Raw genomic sequence first — 17,355 nt, forward strand, 5'->3', positions numbered from 1 at the left:
CCGCGCACGAGGGCGCGTTCCTTCCTGGACGGCGGTGCCCTACCCGTCGCCCGTACGGCCCACGCATCACGACAATTAGTCATACAAGCCCATAAAGGGTGGTGTCAGGTCAGCCGGGCGTACTCGCGGAACTCCCAGTCGGTGACATGCCGTCCGAAGCGGGCCAGCTCGTCCCTTTTGAAGATCAGGAAGGAGTCGACAAAGGGTTTGCCGAGTGCCGCGGTGAGTTCGTCGTCGGCTTCGAGGGCGTCGAGCGCCTCGCCGAGGCCGGTGGGCAGCCTGGGGGAGCCGGCCGGATCGTAGCCGTACCCACCCGTCGGTGAGGGCGGCTCGGCTCCGGCCCAGATGCCCAGACGGACGGCTGCCACCAGGCCGGCGACGGCGAGGTACGGGTTGGCCGTGGCATCGCCGAGGCGCATCTCCAGCCGGGTCGCGCTGCCGCGCTCCGGCGGGATCCGCACCATGGCGCCGCGGTGGTCCAGGCCCCAGTCGATGAGCCAGGGCGCGGCCGTGTCCGGGCCGAAGCGCTTGTAGGAGTTGACCGTCGGGTTGAACAGTGCGGCGAGCGCGGGGGCGTGGGCGAGCAGGCCGGCGACGGCGTGGCGGGCGGTGGGGGACAGGCCGTACGGCTGTCCGGGCGCGTCGAAGGCGTTGAGGCCGTCCGAATCGACGAGGGAGAGGTGCAGATGGAAGCCCGAACCGCCGCCGTCGTTGAGAGGTTTGGCCATGAAGGTCGCCAGCCGGCCTTCGGCGTGCGCCAGTTCCTTGACGGCCGCCTTGAAACGGAAGGCCCGGTCGGCGGCGTCCAGAGCGTCGGAGTGGTCGAGATTGATCTCGAACTGGCCGCCGTCGAACTCCCTGTTGCCGCCCCTGGCGCCGATGCCGAGCCGGTGCAGATGGCGCAGGGTCCGCAGAAGGTGGCCGTCCGGGTCGCCCTTGCGTCCGACGGTGTAGACGTCGCCGGGCGCGGCGGCGTAGCGGCGCCAGCCGACGGGCGAGTCCGGGTCGGGGTCGAGCAGTACGTACTCCAGCTCGGGCCCGACGACGGCCGTGTGCCCGCTCTCGGCCAGCTGCCCGGTAGCCCGGCGCAGCAGATCGCGGGGCGACTCCGGGGCGGGCAGTCCGGTACCGGGAGCGACGGCGTCGCCGATGCACCAGGCCACGCCCGGTTCCCACGGCAAAGGGACCAGGGTGCTCAGGTCCGGTCGCACGGTGATGTCGGGCATGCCTGCGTCGAGTCCGCCGGGGATGTGGGAGTGATCGCCCAGGGCTCCGGTGTGGTAGACCACCCGGCAGAAGGCCAGGCCGTGGGCCGCCGCGGCGGGCAGGTGGTGGAGCAGGATGTCCCGCCCGCGGTCGGAGCCGATGAGGTCGGGGTAGGAGACGCGCACGACATCGATGCCCTGCGCGGCGAGCGCCTCGATCGTCTGCTGAATCTGTCCGGGCTGGTCACTGCTCACCGTGTCTCTCCTCGGATACGGGGCGGACTACGGAGTACCGCAGGGTGTCATTTGATGCCAAACGATACGAGGGGGCCGGATCCGCCGCAAGGGCGTCGCGGGCCCCACGGTCTCCGGGGTCCGCCGGCTCGGGGGCTGGACGGAGGGCTTGTGGAGGGGGCGTACTGGTCGCATATCGTATGGAGCCAAACAATGTATGCTCCTCGTCGCCGAAGGAGGCGCCATGGCCGGCGTTCGCGGATTCTTCCACCCCAAGACTGCCACCGGCGAGTCATCGCTCGTCCCTTCTCCCCCGTGGCACTACTCCGGTGACCTGATCACCATCGAGTACCGGACGGACCCCGCGCGAGTCGCCGAACTGCTGCCGGAGCCGCTGGCGCTCGCCGACGAGGACCCCGGGGCTGTCGCCCTGATCTGGGCGGACTGGCAGTCGTGCGGCGACTCGAAGGAGGAGCTGCTGGACCCGGTGCGCGCGCAGTACAAGGAGGCCTTCGCGGTCGTGCGGTGCTCGTACCGGGGGAGGACCTACTCCCGCTGCGTCTATATCTGGGTGGACAAGGACTTCGCCGTCGCCCGCGGCTTTCATCAGGGATATCCCAAGAAGCTGGGCTCGATCCATATGACGCGTCCTCATCCGTACGGACCCGCACCGAGGATCGAGGGCGGCGCGTCCTTCGGGGCGACTCTCGCCGCGGCCGACCGGCGGCTGGCGGAGGCGGTCATCACCCTGCGGGAACCGGCCGCCGAGGGCGGCTTCGTCAATGCTCACCCGATGGCTCACCATCGATGGCTGCCGTCGATCGAGAAGGGCAGGGGGCTGGCGCTGGACGAACTGATCGAGACCGGCGCGGCGTCCTTCGAGGGCGGTCGGCCCTGGGCGGCCGACGCGGAGCTGAGGCTGTTCCGTGCCCCGACCGAGGAGCTGGCCAGGCTGGAGGTGCATGAGCTGATCGGCGCCTACTACCGGCAGGTGGGCGTGAGCTGGGACGGCGGCACTCTCCTGGAGTCCGGAACCTCCGGGGCTCTGTAGCGTCGGCCGGCCCGCGGGCGGGCGCGTCGGTCGCAGGGGCGCGTCGGTCAGGGGTCTCCGGCCGGGGCGGGCGCGGCGGCGAGGGCGTTGCGGCGTGGGTGCGGCGGCGAGGGTGCGGCGCGTGGCGTGACCTGCGGCCCACTTCCCGGACGGGCCGTGCGTCCACCCGGCCGAAGGTGGGGCTCTTGACTCGGCAGTCAGCTGCTGGCTAGTTTATTTGGAGCCAAACGAGTGGAGGCTTCCGATGCCTGTACGGCACGACAGGGCGGCGGTGGCGACCGTCGCCGGAGTCGCCGTGGACACCCGTCACTGGATCGGCGGGCGACGCGTCGCATCCCCCGGCACCTTCCCCGACGTCTCGCCGATCGACGGCGCACCGCTCGCCGAGGTCGCCCGGGCGGGCGCGGACGAAGCGGCGCTCGCCGTCGACGCGGCCCTGGCGGCCTTCCCGGCATGGGCGGCGACCGGACGCGAGGAGCGGGCCCGCATCCTGCACGCCATCGCCGACGGCGTCGACCGGCGCATCGACGAGCTGTCGGCCGTCGAGACCGCCGACAACGGCGCGCTGCTCCGCTCCCACCGACACGGCGTCATGCCCCGCGTCGCGCACAACTTCCGCTTCTTCGCCGACTGGCTGCTCACCCTCGGCCACGACGACTTCGAGACCCGGGGCCACACCAACCACGTCTCCTGGGACCCGGCCGGCGTCTGCGCGCTCATCACCCCCTGGAACGCCCCGCTGATGCTGGCCACCTGGAAGGTCGCCCCCGCCCTGGCCGCCGGGAACACCGTGGTTCTCAAACCTGCCGAATGGTCCCCGCTCACCGCCTCGCTGCTCGCCGACATCGCCGCCGAGGCCGGGCTCCCCGCCGGGGTGCTCAATGTCGTCCAGGGCTACGGCGAGGAGGCCGGTGCCGCGCTGGCCTCCGACCCGCAGGTGGCCCGTATCAGCTTCACCGGCTCCGTGCCCACGGCCCGCCGCATCGCGGCAGCGGCGGCCGTGAACCTCGTCCCGCTCAGCCTTGAACTCGGCGGCAGGTCACCGCTGCTGGTCTTCGCCGACGCGGACCTCGACCTGGCCGCCGACCTGGCGGTCGGGCAGTACGACAATGCCGGTCAGGTCTGCCTCGCCGCATCGAGACTGCTCGTCGAGTCCTCCGTCGCCGAGGAGTTCACCCGGCGCTTGGCCGCCAAGGCCGCCGCACTGCGCCAGGGCGACCCGCGCGACGATGCCACCGACATCGGCCCCAACATCCACCCCGACCATGTCGCGCGGATCGACGGCTTCGTCCGGCGCGCGCTGGACGCCGGGGCTCGCGCGATCGTCGGCGGAGGCCCCAACACCGAGCTGGGCGGCCTCTATTACCGCCCTACCCTGCTCACGGACATCGAGCCCGGCGCGGAGATCGTCACCGAAGAGATCTTCGGCCCCGTGCTGACCCTGCAGACCTTCGACACGGACGAGCAGGCGGTCGAGCTGGCCAACAGCACGAGATTCGGACTCGCCGCCACCCTTGTCACCGGCGACCGCGAGCGTGCCCGCCGGGTCGGCGGACAGCTTGTCGCCGGCACGGTCTGGGTCAACTGCTTCTTCGTACGCGACCTTCGGGCCCCCTTCGGAGGCTCGCGCCAGTCCGGCATCGGCCGCGAGGGCGGCACCTGGAGCTTCGACTTCTACTGCGACGTCAAGAACACCGTCACCGCGCCGAAGGGCTGGCAGCACCATGGGTGAGATCGTCGGGGCCGGGATCATCTCCCACGTCCCCACCATCATGCTCGAGGCGGCAACCCGCCGGGAGCTCAACGGCGGCCGGGACACCACCCTCGTCGCCGGACTCGAACGGCTGCGCAGCGAGATCTTCGAAACGGCGGACTACGACACCGTGGTGCTGCTCGACTCCCACTGGGCCACCACCGTGGAGTTCGTGGTCACCAGCCACAGCCGCCGCGCCGGTCTGTTCACGTCCGAGGAACTTCCGCGCGGAATGTGCCGTATCCCGTACGACTTCGCTGGCGACCCCGAACTCGCCCACGCGATCGCCGCACACGACGAGAAGCACGGCACCTGGATCACCCCGATCGACGATCCGTACCTGCCGATCCTCTACGCCACCGTCAACCTCTGGAAGTACCTGGGCGTCGAGGGCAAGCGCTGGATCTCGATCGGCGTGTGCCAGACCGCGGACACCGAGGACTACCTCAGGCTCGGCCGCGCGATCGCCGACGGCACGGCACGTACCGACCGCAAGGTCCTGTTCATCGCCTCGGGCGCCCTCTCCCACACCTTCTGGCCGCTGCGCGAGATCCGCGACCACGAAGGGAGCGACCCCGCCCACGTCTTCACCCCCGAGGCGCGCGCCGCCGACGAACAGCGCATAGCCTGGTTCGGCCAGGGGCGCCACGACCGGGTCCTTCAGACCATGCCCGACTTCCTCGCGCACAAGCCAGAGGCGCGCTTCGGCCACTATCTGGCGATGGCCGGCGCCCTCGGCGAGGAGCGCCTCAGTGCCCCCGGCCGTCTCTACAGCGCCTACGAGAACGCGGTCGGCACCGGCCAGGTGCACATCTGGTTCGACCGCCCGGCGGCCGGCTGGACCGCCCCCCGAGCCGACGGTGTCCTGCGGCACGACCCCCGTCATCACGTCGACTCCCTTCGGGATGAGGAGCCCTTCCATGGCTGAGCACCGCCGCATCCTGCTCGACGGAGCCGTCGTCGAGGCCGTGGTGGGCGGTGACCATCTCGTCGCCGCCGACGGCCGCCGGGTGAGGACGGGCGAGGCGCACCATCTGCCGCCCGTCGTTCCGTCCACCATCATCGCGGTGCACCTCAACCACCGCAGCAGAGTGGAGGAGTTCGGGGTCTCGCTGCCCGCCGCGCCCACGTACTTCCACAAGCCCACCTCGTCGCTCACCGCCCACGGCGGGGCGATCGTCCGGCCCGAGGGCTGTCAGTACCTCAACTACGAGGGCGAGGTCGCCGTCGTCATCGGCCGCACCTGCCGCAATGTCTCCCCGGCCGACGCGGGCCGGTACATCGCCGGGTACACCGTCGCCAACGACTACGGCCTGCACGACTTCCGCGACACCGACGCCGGTTCCATGCTGCGGGTCAAGGGCTCCGACACCCTGTGCCCGCTCGGCCCGGGCCTCGTCACCGGCTGGGACTTCCGCGGCAAACGGCTTCGTACGTACGTCAACGGCCGGGTCGTCCAGGACGGCTCCACCGACGAGATGCAGTGGGACATGCACTACCTCGTCGCGGACATCGCGCGCACCATCACCCTGCGTCCCGGCGACGTCCTGCTCTCGGGCACCCCGGCCAACTCCCGTCCGGTACAGCCCGGCGACCTGGTCGAGGTCGAGGTGGAGGGACTCGGCAGGCTGGCCAATCACATCGTCAGCGGCCCGGCCCCCGTCCGGGACGACTGCGGGGCCCAGCCCACCGCGTCCGAGGAGGTCCTGTCCACGGCGCTCGGCGGCGACTGGGAATTCCGCGGCATCCGCCCGCCCCGGCGGCCCTGACCTTCTGGGCCGCCGGGGCGGGGCCGTCGGAGCGGTGCGCCACCGGACCCCACGTACGGTGGCGCACCGCGGCTCGTACGGTTACCGCACCAGACGGACGTCCGCGGCCTTCACGAAGGCGACCCGGTGCCCGAACTGGATCTCGTAGTACGCCTCCTTGCCCCGCACCACCCGGTGCCCCGTGACGTCGAAGGTCTTCGCGTAGAGATACTCCCCGGGCACCCGGCCGCCCACCACGTACCTCTGGCCGGCGAGAAGCCTGTACGGAAGCGGTGAGATCGCCTGGACCGGGACATCGGCCGGATAGGCCGCGGCCTCGGGATAGGCGCGCCCGTACACCGGGATCTCGGCCGCTCCCGGCTTCGGGGTGAGCAGCGGGCCCCGTGCCCCCACCGCCACCGGCTGCCGGCGCGGGTTGTGGAACCACGCCTGCTGCCCCAGGTACCAGATCGCCGTCCAGTCGCCCTGGCGTCCCGCGACCGCGTACCGCTGACCGGTCGTGGCACGCGCGCCCGTGTCGTTGACGTCCTTCGTCGAGTCCTCGCCGCCCGGACGAAGACCGATGTCCTTGACCAGCGGCGCGTCCTCGGACGGAGCGATGTGCAGCCGGACCGCGCCCGAGCCGTGCGGCGCGCACGCCTGCCCGGCCTGTGCGCAGCCCGTGTAGAGCGGCTGGTTGCTCGCGTAGTCGGGGCGGATCGTCACCACACCGCTGCGCGGACCCGCGGTCGCGGTGAACGGGCGGCCGAGCAGCCGGAAGTAGTGCGCCCAGTCCCAGAACGGACCCGGGTCGGTGTGCATGCCGCGGATCGTCGCGGCCGTCGTGCCCGGCACGGTGTCGTGCCCGAGGATGTGCTGCCGGTCGAGCGGGATGCCGAACCGCTGCGCCAGATACCGCACCAGACGGGCCGAGGAGCGGTACATCGCCTCCGTGTACCAGGCGTCCGGCGAGGCCAGGAAGCCCTCGTGCTCCAGGCCCACCGACGTGGCGTTCACGTACCAGTTGCCCGCGTGCCAGGCCACGTCCTTGAGGGGCACGTGCTGGGCGACGTGCCCGTCCGAGGAACGCAGGGTGTACTGCCAGGACACATATGCCGGGTCCTGCACCAGCTTCAGCGTGGTGTCCCAGGAGCCCTCGGTGTCGTGGATGACGATGTACTTCACCGACTGGGACGCCGGCCGGTCCGCGAGATCATGGTTGCCGTAGTCGCCGTCGCCGAACTCCTCGTACGGCGCGGGGACCCATTCGCAGGCCACCGACCGCGGACACTCGCTCCTGCCCGGGTCGGCCGTGCGCAGTCCGAGGCGTGCGACCTGCGCCGGGTCGGGGCTCACCCCGGGAGCCGCGGCGAGCGCCACCTGTTGGCCGCTGTCCGTGGTCCGTGACTGGCCGGTGCGGATCACATCGAAGACGTCCTTGGCGTAGGCCGTAGCGGTCGCCCTGTCGTCCGCGCCGGAGAAGCGCGCGACCGCGCCGTACCAGTCGGCCGGATCCTGGCTCAGCGGCATGCCCAGTTTCCTCTGTGCATCGGCGAGCAGAGCCGCCCCACCGCGCACATTGGCGGCCGGGTTCTCGCGCAGCTGCGCCGCGCTGTAGCCGGACAGTTCGGCGGCCTGCTCCAGGGTCTGTAACCGGGCCGGGAGCCCGCCTGTCCGGGGCGGCTCGGCCGAGGCCGGCTTCCACGCCTTGCGTGCCTCGTCGCCGCGCGGGTCCTCGCTGCCGTGCGAGTGGTGGGGCGCATCGGCCAGTGCGGTCCCGGCATCCGTCAGATGCATCGGCCCGTATCCGCCGGTGACGCTGGCCGCGCCCCCGTGGGTGTCCCACCGCGACTGGAGGTACGAGACGCCCAGCAGCACACTCTGTGGCACCCGGTATCGCGTGGCCGCGGCGGCGAAGTCCCTCTGAAGCGCGCCGTCGGTGAGCCGCTGACCGGCGGTGGCCGAGGGGCCGGCCGAGACGAGAGGCAGTAAAAGGGCCGTCGAGGCCGCCGCGCCACCCGCCCTCAGCATCCGGCGGCGGGCACTTCTCGCTCGTTCGGGGGCGGATCCTTGCAAGGCAGCCTCCAGGGACAGACAGTGTGCGACGGACCTGCGGGGTCGGGCTCGATTACAGGGGTATCGGCTTCCGTACGATCCGTCAATCACGCTCCGCCACAAGGATTTCGCACGTCAACGCGCGTGTCGCGGAGTTTCGGCGGGACGGCGCGCGGGCCTGCGAAGCGTCAGTGGAGTAAACCAATGTGCGTATCCGGGCTATGTGTTGCGACATCCCGGAAAGTGGCCCCAAGCCTCGCACCGGCATGGGGGAGGACAGCACAGTACGCTGCGCGCCCAGTGTGTCGGCACTGGACGCGCAGCGCGCTTCCCCCTCAGTGGCGGCCGGTCAGCGAGTGCCGACCGCCGCACGCACGGCCCGCCGGGCCAGTGCGCAGTCGTCGTGCAGCCGCCGCAGCAGCAACCGCTGCTCCTCGCCGACCGACAGTCCGCCGGACTGCGGCTGACCGCTGCCCGCGGGTGGCGCCTCCCGCATCGTCCGCTGTACGGCCGTCTCGTAGGTACGGATCTCCCGCGTCAGCACCATCATCAGATTGACGAGGAAGGCGTCCCGCGCGGCCGGTCCCGCCTGCTGCGCCAGCTGGCTGATCTGACGGCGCGCCAGCGGCGCGTCCCCCATCACCGACCACAGCGTCGCCAGGTCGTACCCGGGGAGATACCAGCCGGTGTGCTCCCAGTCGACGAGCACCGGGCCCGTGGGCGACAGCAGGATGTTGGAGAGCAGGGCATCGCCGTGACAGAACTGCCCCGTGCCCTGCCGCCCGCCCGCCTGGGCCAGCCCGTGCAGCAGCTTCTGCAGGTCCCCGAGGTCGCGGTCGGTGAACAGGCCCAGCTCGTGATAGCGCGCGATACGCGACGCGTAGTCGAGCGGGGCGTCGAACATTCCGGCGGGGGGCCGCCAGGAGTTGAGTCGCGTGATCGCACCGAGGACGGCCCGTACATCGGCGCGGGGCGGAGCCTCCGCCGGGTGCCGTGCGAGGGCCGCCGCACGGCCCGGCATCCGCTCGATCACCAGCGTGCAGTTGTCGGGGTCGGCGGCGATGAGCCGCGGAACCCGCACGGGTGGGCGGTGCCGGACGAACGCGCGATATGCAGTTATTTCGTGGCGGAACCGCTCCGCCCAGGCGGGCGAGTGGTCCAATAAGCACTTGGCGACCGCGGTGGTCCTACCCGTGGTGCCGACGATCAATACGGAGCGTCCGCTGCGGCGCAGCACCTGGACCGGATTGAACTCCGGACAGATGCGGTGCACCGCCGCGACAGCCATGCGCAGCTGCGCGCCCTGAGGGCCGGACAAGTCGATTCTCCCGCTGAGGGGTTGGCCGACCGTCCCCGCCGGCCGTCGAGTCCGCCCGGTGTGAGTGGGGTCGAGATACGGCCCGGTGCCGGCCGGAACACTGGTCCGCTGCGGCCGAGGGGGGGCGGACACGGAGGACGATGCTGTGTACATGGGGTGACAGATCCCTTCGTGTGCCGACAAGTTGCGTACGCGGCCCCGCCCCGGCAGCCGGGCAAGCACCCTGGGGAATGCCTCCGGCTGCCGGGCCGGGGTGGCGCGTTCCTACGTCACACCCGGCCGCGGGTGGCACACCATCTGGCGCACCCTGGCGAACCCTGGCGAATAGTCGCCACGCATCTGACAGGGGGTTACTGTCAACTCAGCCGAGAACCTGGGGGCTTGACGTGACCGGAGAAGCCAATACCCGCCTCTGTGACCTGTTCGGCCTGGCCGGCTGGTCCAAGGGGGAACTCGCGAGACTCGTGAACCGGCAGGCGGCGGCCATGGGCCATCCGCAGCTGGCGACCGACACCTCACGGGTGCGGCGTTGGATCGACATGGGGGAGACGCCCCGCGATCCCGTTCCGCGGGTCCTGGCAGCTCTGTTCACCGAGCGGCTCGGCCGTGTCGTGACCATCGAGGACCTCGGGTTCGTGCGCGCAGGGCGAGCAGGTAGACGGCGGGACGTCCAGGGAGCTGGCAACCCTGACGGCCTGCCATGGGCGCCTGAACGGACGGCGGCGGTCCTCACCGAATTCACGGGAATGGACCTCATGCTCAACCGACGCGGCTTGGTGGGCGCGGGCGCCGCGCTCGCCGCAGGCTCCGCACTCAGCAGCGCCATGCACGACTGGTTGCACACCGACCCCGCACTGACCCAGGACGCCCCCCGTATCGACAGTCCCCTGCACGCCGACCCCGCCGGGTTCGACCGCTATGAGGCCGCCCCCATCGGGTCGCAGGAGATCGAGGCACTGGAACACTCCGTCGAAGTGTTCCGCGCCTGGGACGCCGCCCGTGGCGGCGGGCTCCAGCGCAAGGCCGTCGTGGGGCAGCTCAACGAAGTGGGCGGCATGCTCGCCTACCGCCACCCCGACCATCTTCAGCGGCGCCTGTGGGGCGTCGCCGCCAACCTCGCCGTACTCGCCGGCTGGATGTCCCACGACGTCGGCCTCGAACCCACCGCCCAGAAGTACTTCGTCATCGCCGCCCATGCGGCACGCGAGGGCGGCGACCGCCCGCGCGCGGGCGAAGCGCTCTCCCGGGCCGCCCGTCAGATGGTCCATCTGGGCCGCCCCGACGACGCCCTGGACCTGATGAAGCTCGCCAAGTCCGGCTCGGGTGAACAGATCCTGCCGCGCACCCAGGCGATGCTGCACACCATCGAGGCCTGGGCCCAGGCGTCCATGGGCCGCGGCCAGGCCATGCGCCGCACCCTCGGCGAGGCCGAGGACCTGTTCGTCTCCGACAAGGGTGACGTGCCGCCGCCGAGCTGGATGCAGATGTTCGACGAGGCGGATCTGCACGGCATGGAGGCTCTGGCGTACCGCACGCTCGCCGAACACGACCCGTCCGCCGCGGCGACCGCGCAGAGCCACGCCAAGCGGGCACTGGAGCTGCGCGCGGGCGGTCGCCAGCGCTCCAAGATCTTCGACTACATCTCGCTCGCCTCGGCCTGCTTCATCGCCGACGACCCCGAGCAGGCCGACCGCTACGCCAGGCTGGCACTCGTCTCGATGGGGGAGACCTCCTCGCACCGGACGTGGGACAGGCTGCGGGAGATGTACCGGCTGACGGGGCACTACTCCGGCTATCCGAAGATCCAGGATCTGCGCGAGGAGATCCAACTGGCCCTGCCCAACAGTCCCTCGAAGAAGTCGCGGGGCGCGGAGATCTGACAACGGTCCGGCGATTCGGCACCCGCACGGTCCGATTCGGCACCCGCAGGTTGTTTCCCGGACCGGGACATCGAGCAGCGGCGCACCCGCCTACAGGCGTGTGCGCTCCCATCGGCGCGGCGCCCACCGGCGCGTGCGCCCCTCCAGGCCTGTCCGCGCGGCTGTATGCAAGCCGGCCGCGCGGCTACGTGCCGATCCGCGCGACCATCACACAGGCATCGTCCGAACGGTCGTCCTCACCGAACTCCTCGATGACCGCTCGTACGCACTCCTGCGCGTCCCGGGCCTCGGTGAACCGCGCCGCGAGCGCGAGCAGCCGATCCGTGTCACCGTCCCCGGCTGCGCTCGTGCGCGTCAGCCCGTCGGTGTGCAGGACCAGCAGATCGCCGGGGAGCAGCTCGACCTCGGCCTGTTCGTACACGGCGCCGGACGTGGCACCGAGCAGTACCCCGTCGGGCGGCGTCAGCGCGCGCCCCGTCCCGTTGCGGAACAGCAGCGGGGCCGGGTGCCCCGCCTGCGCCCAGGAGAGGGTCCGGCTCGCCGGGTCGTAACGGCAGCACACCGCGCTGCCGAGTGCGGGCTGCGCCGAAGTCTCCAGCAGTTGGTTGAGATGCTCCATCAGTGGCCCCGGACGGATGCCCGCCACCGCCATGCCCTTCAAGGCCCCCAGCAGCATGGCCATGGCCGATGTCGCGGTCACTCCGTGGCCGGTGAGGTCACCGACGCTCAACAGCGATTCGCCGCCCGGCAGTTGGAGCGCGTCGTACCAGTCGCCGCCGATCAGCGCACTGTTCGCGGACGGCAGATAGTGTGCCGCGACATCCAGCGCGGCGGGCCCGTCGAGCGGGAACTGCAGCGAGCCCCGCCAGGGCGGGAGCACGGCCTCCTGGAGCTCGACGGCGAGCCGGTGCTCGGTCTGCGCGAAGTGCTGCCGGCGCTGGAGCGAGTCACGGCTCTCGAACACCGCGCGCTGGCTGCGGCGCAGCTCACTGACGTCCCGGAGCACTGCCCACATCGAGGCGGTGGAACCGTCGGAGTCGAGAACTGGCTCGCCCATCATGTGGACCGTACGGACGCGGCCGTCGGTGCGCACCATCCGGAACTCCCCGTCGATGGGGCGGCCGTCGACGAGGCAGTCGGTCACCATCGCCGTCAGCTGTGCCTGGTCCTCGGCGAAGACGATGGAGGGCAGTTCGTCCAGGGACATGGGTCCGCTCCGCGGGGAGCGCCCGAGGATCTGGTAGAGCTCGTCGGACCAGCTCACCTCGTCGGTGAGGAGGTTCCACTCCGCGCTGCCGACGCGGCTGAGGAGCGATCCGGTGCTCTGGGCGTTGTCCGCCTCGTACGCGGCGAGCCCGTCCTCGAAGGGTTCCAGCGGCTCCTGGGGCAGACCTTCCTTGAGCTGTCCCAGATGCGCTCCGAGGTCGTCGAGATGATGAACGGCCAGGTCGCACAGAGCCCGCTGCCATCGTCCCTGGAGATCGTCGTCATCGGCCACCGCGTCCCGGCGGACGGCGTCCACATCGCCACGCAGCCGGCGCGTCCGTGTGATCAGCGCGTCGACATCGCCGCGCTCGGGCGGCTGTGGGGCGGGACGGTCCGCGAACACATGGGACGGCATGTCGTACTCCGATACAGGCGCGGCCACGGCCAAGTCTCTACAAAGGACCGGTTACGACTGTTGCACAGGGAGCGATGACCCGTAAGGGATTCGGCAACACTCGATACGGTGGTGCCTTCGTCATATGTCACAGGCCACCCCCGGCGGGGGGCCCGGCCCGCGAGGGCGATGAGTTCCAGGCGCCTTGACGGTCTTAACAGGCCGCGAGAGCCTACGGCAAATCCGCCGTAGGCCCGAGGAGTTGGAGGTCCGCCAGGAGTTCGCGTCCGCGTCCCTGTCCGCCCGACGGAGGCGCCGGGCGTGGTGCTGCCCGTATCGCTGTATCGCATTCCGAGCGGGGCTGGAGCCTTCTGTGCAATGGTGTGATCCTCTTCGGGGACCTGGGTGAGCCGTTGCCCGACGGACGGGCGGCGTCCTCTCGGAGCCCGGCCGAAGAGCGTGTGCCCGCTGCGGCTCGAGAGGGTGAGTGCGATGGCCAAGGCTCCGCAGATCCGCATCCGTAAGCCCGTGCGGCCCAGGCCCGCCCGCGATCTGGACCTGCGGACCCCGTCGGGCCGGGTGCTTCCGTACTGACAGGGCGCGCGCCAGGCATGCGCCGATCACCAGCGACGCCAGCACGGAGACCGCGAAGCCGAGCCAGGCGGTGTCGAACCAGAGGCTGTTGAGCCGGCCCAGTCCTGTGAGATACCCCGCCCAGAGCAGTCCTCCCGTCGCCGACCAGCCCAGATACCTCCGCTGCGAGACGCCGGTGGCGCCCACGGCGAGGGCCAGCACGGTCCGGCCGCCCGGTACGAAACGGGCCGCGACCGTTGTGCGGCCCAGCCGGCCGGCGAGCGCTTCTTCGAGCCGTGCCGCGGCGGCCGTGACGGCGGCGCGCCGGGCGGGCCGCCTGCCCGCCAGCCGTACCACCAGCAGATCCCCCAGCAGCGACGCCGCGGCCACCGGCGCGGCGAGTGCGAGCGGGTCGACACCCTGCGCCGTCGCCCACAGCGAGGCCGCGAGGACGAGCGTGCCGCTTGGTATCACCGGCAGCAGAGCATCGCAGCACACGGCGATGAGCGCTATGGCGAGGACCAGCGGGGAGTTGAGGAACAACTCCGCGCTCAGGCTGGGTAACATGACTCCACCATACTGAAGATTCATAAAAGTGTGAAGCTCGGGAAGGTCGGGTGTTCGATCATGGATCTCCCGTGCGGTCACCCGCAAGAGTGCAGTGGTGATCGTCCGTGAGCAACACCTTTTGCGTCGCCGCGTGTTGACCTGCCCCCTGCGGGAAGATCGGTTCGGATCCGAGGGGGAACGATGACGACCACCGTCCTGACCGTGCGCGCCACGGAGTGCGCGCCCGCCATGCTGCTGCGGCCGTGGGAGGCAGCAGACCTGGAAGCGCTGGTGAACACGTACCGCGACCCGCTGTTGCGACGCTTCACGATGACGAATGTCGAGAGCCGCGAGGATGCCGAGCGCTGGCTGGAGATACGCCGGCGGGGATGGAAGGACGGCACGTATCTCAGCTTCGCCGTCCTTGAGAAGGACGAGACCGTCGACGGTCGACTTGTCGGCAACGTCGTGGTCAAGCGGCCCGGTCCCGGGCCGGCGGCGGCCGAGGTCGGTTACTGGACCTGCGCCACGGCCCGCGGCCGGGGAGTGGCCCCGCGCGCGCTCGAAGCGGTCACGGCGTGGGCCGTGGACGCGTTCACCGACGACGGTCTGGAGCGGCTCGAACTCCTCCACCAGGTGGACAATCCCGCCTCGTGCCGGGTCGCCGAGAAATGCGGCTACGCCTTCGAGGCGACACTGCCCGCCTGCCCCCCCGTATCCGCTTGACGGACACCTTCACATCAGAAGAGGCTCGCGCCATGAATGACGAGGAACAGTCGGTCGATGCCGCCGTCGAAGGGGAGCTGCGCCTCCTGGATCCCGCGGTGCGTGCCGTGCCCGACGAAGTCCTCGGGCTGCTCGATCCGGAGTTCGTCGAATTCGGCGCGTCGGGCAGGCGCTGGGACCGTACGACCATCCTCAGCGCGACCACGCCCGCACCCGGCGAAGAGGTGACCACCACGGCGGTCAGCGAGCTGACGGGCCGGATGCTGGCCCCCGGCCTCGTCCAGGTGACGTACGTGTCGGATCAGAGTGGCCGCCGCGCACGCCGGAGTTCACTGTGGCGCAGGCGGCCGGAAGGCTGGCGGCTGTACTTCCACCAGGGGACGCTGATCGGCGCCGAGTAGCCGGACCACCGCCGCGCCCGATGCAGGTCCGGGGCCGCTGCCCAGTGGGTGGTCCGGGGCCGTTGTCAGTGGTGGGCGGCAGTATGAGGGACATGACGACTTCCACCGCCGCTCATACCGCTGCCGCCGTTCTCGCCGACTCCACCGCGTACGCCGAGGCGGTCGGGACCGCGGCCAAGGCCGCCGCCGCTTACTACGCGACGGGTGAGAGCAGCCTCGACGACGATGCCTACGACCGTCTGGTGCGTGGCATCGAGGCGTACGAGCAGGCGCATCCCGACGAGGTGTCCGCCGAGTCGCCGACCGGGAAGGTCGCGGGCGGGGCAGCGGTGGGAGACGTGCCGCACACCGTTCCGATGCTCTCGCTCGACAATGTCTTCTCCGCCGAGCAGCTCCGGACCTGGGCCGCCTCGCTGGAACGCCGCATCGGCCGGCCGGTCGAGCGGTGGAGCGTCGAGCCGAAGCTGGACGGCCTGGCGATAGCCGCACGGTATGAAGAGGGGAGACTCACCCGGCTGATCACCCGTGGAGACGGGAGCGCGGGCGAGGACGTGTCGCACGCCATCGGCACCGTCATAGGCCTGCCCGACCATCTCGCCGAGCCGGTCACCCTCGAGGTTCGCGGCGAAGTGCTCATGACGAACGACCAGTTCGAGCAGGCCAACACCGCGCGCACGGCACACGGCGGCGCTCCCTTTGCCAACCCGCGCAACGGCGCGGCAGGCACGCTCCGCGCCAAGGACCGCGAGTACCGCGTCGAGATGACGTTCTTCGGGTACGGCGCGCTGCCGCTGCCCGACTCGGACACCGCATGCGCCGGGCAGCTGACCGACCGGCCGCACAGCGGACTCATGGAGTACGTCGCGGACCTCGGTGTGCACACCGCCGCGGCGACCTTGGTCGCGCCCCGCACTGTGACCACGGTCGAGGACATCGAGGCCCGCGTCGAGGAGATCGGGGCGCTGCGCCCTCAGCTGCCGTTCGGCATCGACGGCATCGTCATCAAGGCCGACCTCGCGGCCGACCGGTCGGCGGCCGGGTCAGGCTCACGGGCACCGCGGTGGGCGATCGCCTACAAGCTGCCCGCCGTCGAGAAGGTGACCACCCTGCTCGGCGTCGAGTGGAACGTCGGCCGCACCGGCATCATCGCGCCACGCGCCGTCCTCGCGCCCGTGGAGATCGACGGCTCGACCGTCGGCTACGCCACGCTCCACAATCCCGCCGACATCACCCGCCGTGATCTGCGCATCGGCGACCACGTGATGGTCTACAAGGCCGGCGACATCATCCCGCGCATCGAGGCGCCGGTCGCCCATCTGCGCACGGGTGACGAGAAGCCGATCCCGTTCCCCGAGGCGTGCCCGCAGTGCGGGTCCGAGATCGACACCTCGGAGCAGCGCTGGCGCTGCGTGCGGGGACGGAACTGCCGGCTGGTGGCTTCCGTCTCGTACGCGGCGGGGCGCGATCAGCTCGACATCGAGGGCTTGGGCGTGACGCGTGTCGTCCAGCTCGTCGAGGCGGGCCTGGTCGGCGACTTCGCCGATCTGTTCGCTCTCACCCGTGAGCAGTTGCTCGGCCTGGACAGAATGGGGGAGACGAGTACCGACAACCTCCTCGCCGCCATCGAGACGGCCAAGGCGCGGCCGCTGTCCCGGGTCTTCTGCGCCCTCGGCGTCCGCGGCACGGGGCGCTCGATGTCACGCCGCATCGCCCGGCACTTCGCGACGATGGAGCACATACGCGCCGCCGATGCCGAAGCCCTGCAGAGGGTCGACGGCATCGGCGTGGAGAAGGCGGCGCTGGTCGTGGCCGAACTCGCCGAACTCGGCACGCTCATCGACCGGCTCGTCGAGACGGGCGTGAACATGACCGAGCCCGGCGCGACTCCGCCGGCCGATGCGAGCGAGAAGGACGCGGCGGACGCCGTCGTGGCCGGGAACGCCGGGCCGCTGGACGGGATGACCGTCGTGGTCACCGGAGCGATGACGGGCGTGCTGGAGAAGCTCTCCCGTAACCAGATGAACGAACTCGTGGAGCGGGCAGGCGGCAAGTCGTCCTCCAGCGTCTCCCAGCGGACATCGCTGCTCGTCGCCGGTGAGAACGCGGGATCGAAGCGGGAGAAGGCCGAGCAGCTGGGCACGCGGATCGTCGGCCCGGACGAGTTCGCCGAGCTGGTGGCCGACTTCCTCGACCGGGCGGCGGCCTGAAGGCCGGGGATCCGAGGGCGGCGGGAGTGGGGGTCGGCGGCTCGACCGGTTGAAC

Annotated in this window: 13 protein-coding genes and 1 pseudogene; 9 read left to right on the forward strand and 5 right to left on the reverse strand. The window is 71.0% G+C overall.

What is annotated here, in order from left to right; translation table 11 throughout:
* Positions 1-104 precede the first annotated feature (104 nt).
* Positions 105-1,460 carry a glutamine synthetase family protein gene (locus tag OG293_RS33870; RefSeq protein WP_406002552.1) on the reverse strand — a complete coding sequence of 452 codons (1,356 nt, stop codon included), beginning with the start codon at positions 1,458-1,460 and terminating at the stop codon, positions 105-107.
* Between the two features lie 223 nt (positions 1,461-1,683).
* Between OG293_RS33870 and OG293_RS33875 the strand changes: the two genes are divergently transcribed.
* From OG293_RS33875 to OG293_RS33890, 4 genes are all read left to right on the forward strand, one after another.
* On the forward strand, positions 1,684-2,490 hold the full coding sequence (locus OG293_RS33875) for an acetoacetate decarboxylase family protein (RefSeq protein ID WP_406002553.1): 807 nt from the start codon (positions 1,684-1,686) through the stop codon (positions 2,488-2,490).
* A 244-nt stretch (positions 2,491-2,734) separates the two neighbouring features.
* Complete coding sequence (locus tag OG293_RS33880) at positions 2,735-4,222, forward strand: aldehyde dehydrogenase family protein (protein ID WP_406002554.1); 1,488 nt, start codon at positions 2,735-2,737, stop codon at positions 4,220-4,222.
* Positions 4,215-5,171, forward strand: a complete 957-nt coding sequence (locus OG293_RS33885) for a catechol 1,2-dioxygenase (protein ID WP_406002555.1) — start codon at positions 4,215-4,217, stop codon at positions 5,169-5,171. The genes OG293_RS33880 and OG293_RS33885 overlap by 8 nt, the downstream gene beginning before the upstream one ends.
* Positions 5,164-6,012, forward strand: a complete 849-nt coding sequence (locus OG293_RS33890; protein ID WP_406002556.1) for a fumarylacetoacetate hydrolase family protein — start codon at positions 5,164-5,166, stop codon at positions 6,010-6,012. The genes OG293_RS33885 and OG293_RS33890 overlap by 8 nt, the downstream gene beginning before the upstream one ends.
* An 81-nt stretch (positions 6,013-6,093) precedes the next feature.
* On the opposite strand, the gene OG293_RS33895 is transcribed toward OG293_RS33890, so the two are convergent.
* Complete coding sequence (locus tag OG293_RS33895) at positions 6,094-8,022, reverse strand: N-acetylmuramoyl-L-alanine amidase (RefSeq protein ID WP_406002557.1); 1,929 nt, start codon at positions 8,020-8,022, stop codon at positions 6,094-6,096.
* Between the two features lie 373 nt (positions 8,023-8,395).
* On the reverse strand, positions 8,396-9,517 hold the full coding sequence (locus tag OG293_RS33900; RefSeq protein WP_406002558.1) for an aminoglycoside phosphotransferase family protein: 1,122 nt from the start codon (positions 9,515-9,517) through the stop codon (positions 8,396-8,398).
* A gap of 233 nt (positions 9,518-9,750) precedes the next feature.
* On the opposite strand from OG293_RS33900, the gene OG293_RS33905 reads away from it, so the two are divergent.
* A complete protein-coding gene (locus OG293_RS33905; RefSeq protein ID WP_406002559.1) occupies positions 9,751-11,244 on the forward strand; it encodes a hypothetical protein in 1,494 nt (497 codons plus the stop codon).
* 184 nt (positions 11,245-11,428) lie between these two features.
* Here the strand turns inward: OG293_RS33905 and OG293_RS33910 are convergent, their stop codons facing one another.
* Positions 11,429-12,865, reverse strand: a complete 1,437-nt coding sequence (locus tag OG293_RS33910; RefSeq protein WP_406003798.1) for a PP2C family protein-serine/threonine phosphatase — start codon at positions 12,863-12,865, stop codon at positions 11,429-11,431.
* A 314-nt stretch (positions 12,866-13,179) separates the two neighbouring features.
* On the opposite strand from OG293_RS33910, the gene OG293_RS33915 reads away from it, so the two are divergent.
* The gene (locus OG293_RS33915) at positions 13,180-13,368 is read left to right on the forward strand and encodes a DUF5999 family protein (protein WP_406003799.1); all 189 of its coding nucleotides are present in this window, start codon (positions 13,180-13,182) and stop codon (positions 13,366-13,368) included.
* 175 nt (positions 13,369-13,543) lie between these two features.
* Here the strand turns inward: OG293_RS33915 and OG293_RS33920 are convergent.
* Positions 13,544-14,008 (reverse strand): annotated as a pseudogene (locus OG293_RS33920) (VTT domain-containing protein); the annotation flags it as partial.
* Positions 14,009-14,167: 159 nt separating this feature from the next.
* Between OG293_RS33920 and OG293_RS33925 the strand changes: the two are divergent.
* From OG293_RS33925 to ligA, 3 genes are all read left to right on the forward strand, one after another.
* Positions 14,168-14,692, forward strand: a complete 525-nt coding sequence (locus tag OG293_RS33925) for a GNAT family N-acetyltransferase (protein WP_406002560.1) — start codon at positions 14,168-14,170, stop codon at positions 14,690-14,692.
* A gap of 32 nt (positions 14,693-14,724) precedes the next feature.
* A complete protein-coding gene (locus OG293_RS33930; protein ID WP_406002561.1) occupies positions 14,725-15,093 on the forward strand; it encodes a DUF4440 domain-containing protein in 369 nt (122 codons plus the stop codon).
* Positions 15,094-15,176: 83 nt separating this feature from the next.
* Positions 15,177-17,300: an NAD-dependent DNA ligase LigA gene (gene ligA / locus OG293_RS33935; protein WP_406002562.1), complete on the forward strand. Its 2,124-nt coding sequence runs from the start codon at positions 15,177-15,179 to the stop codon at positions 17,298-17,300.
* The last annotated feature ends 55 nt before the right edge of the window (positions 17,301-17,355 follow it).

This window comes from Streptomyces sp. NBC_00829 (assembly GCF_045161795.1).
Taxonomy (GTDB): domain Bacteria; phylum Actinomycetota; class Actinomycetes; order Streptomycetales; family Streptomycetaceae; genus Streptomyces.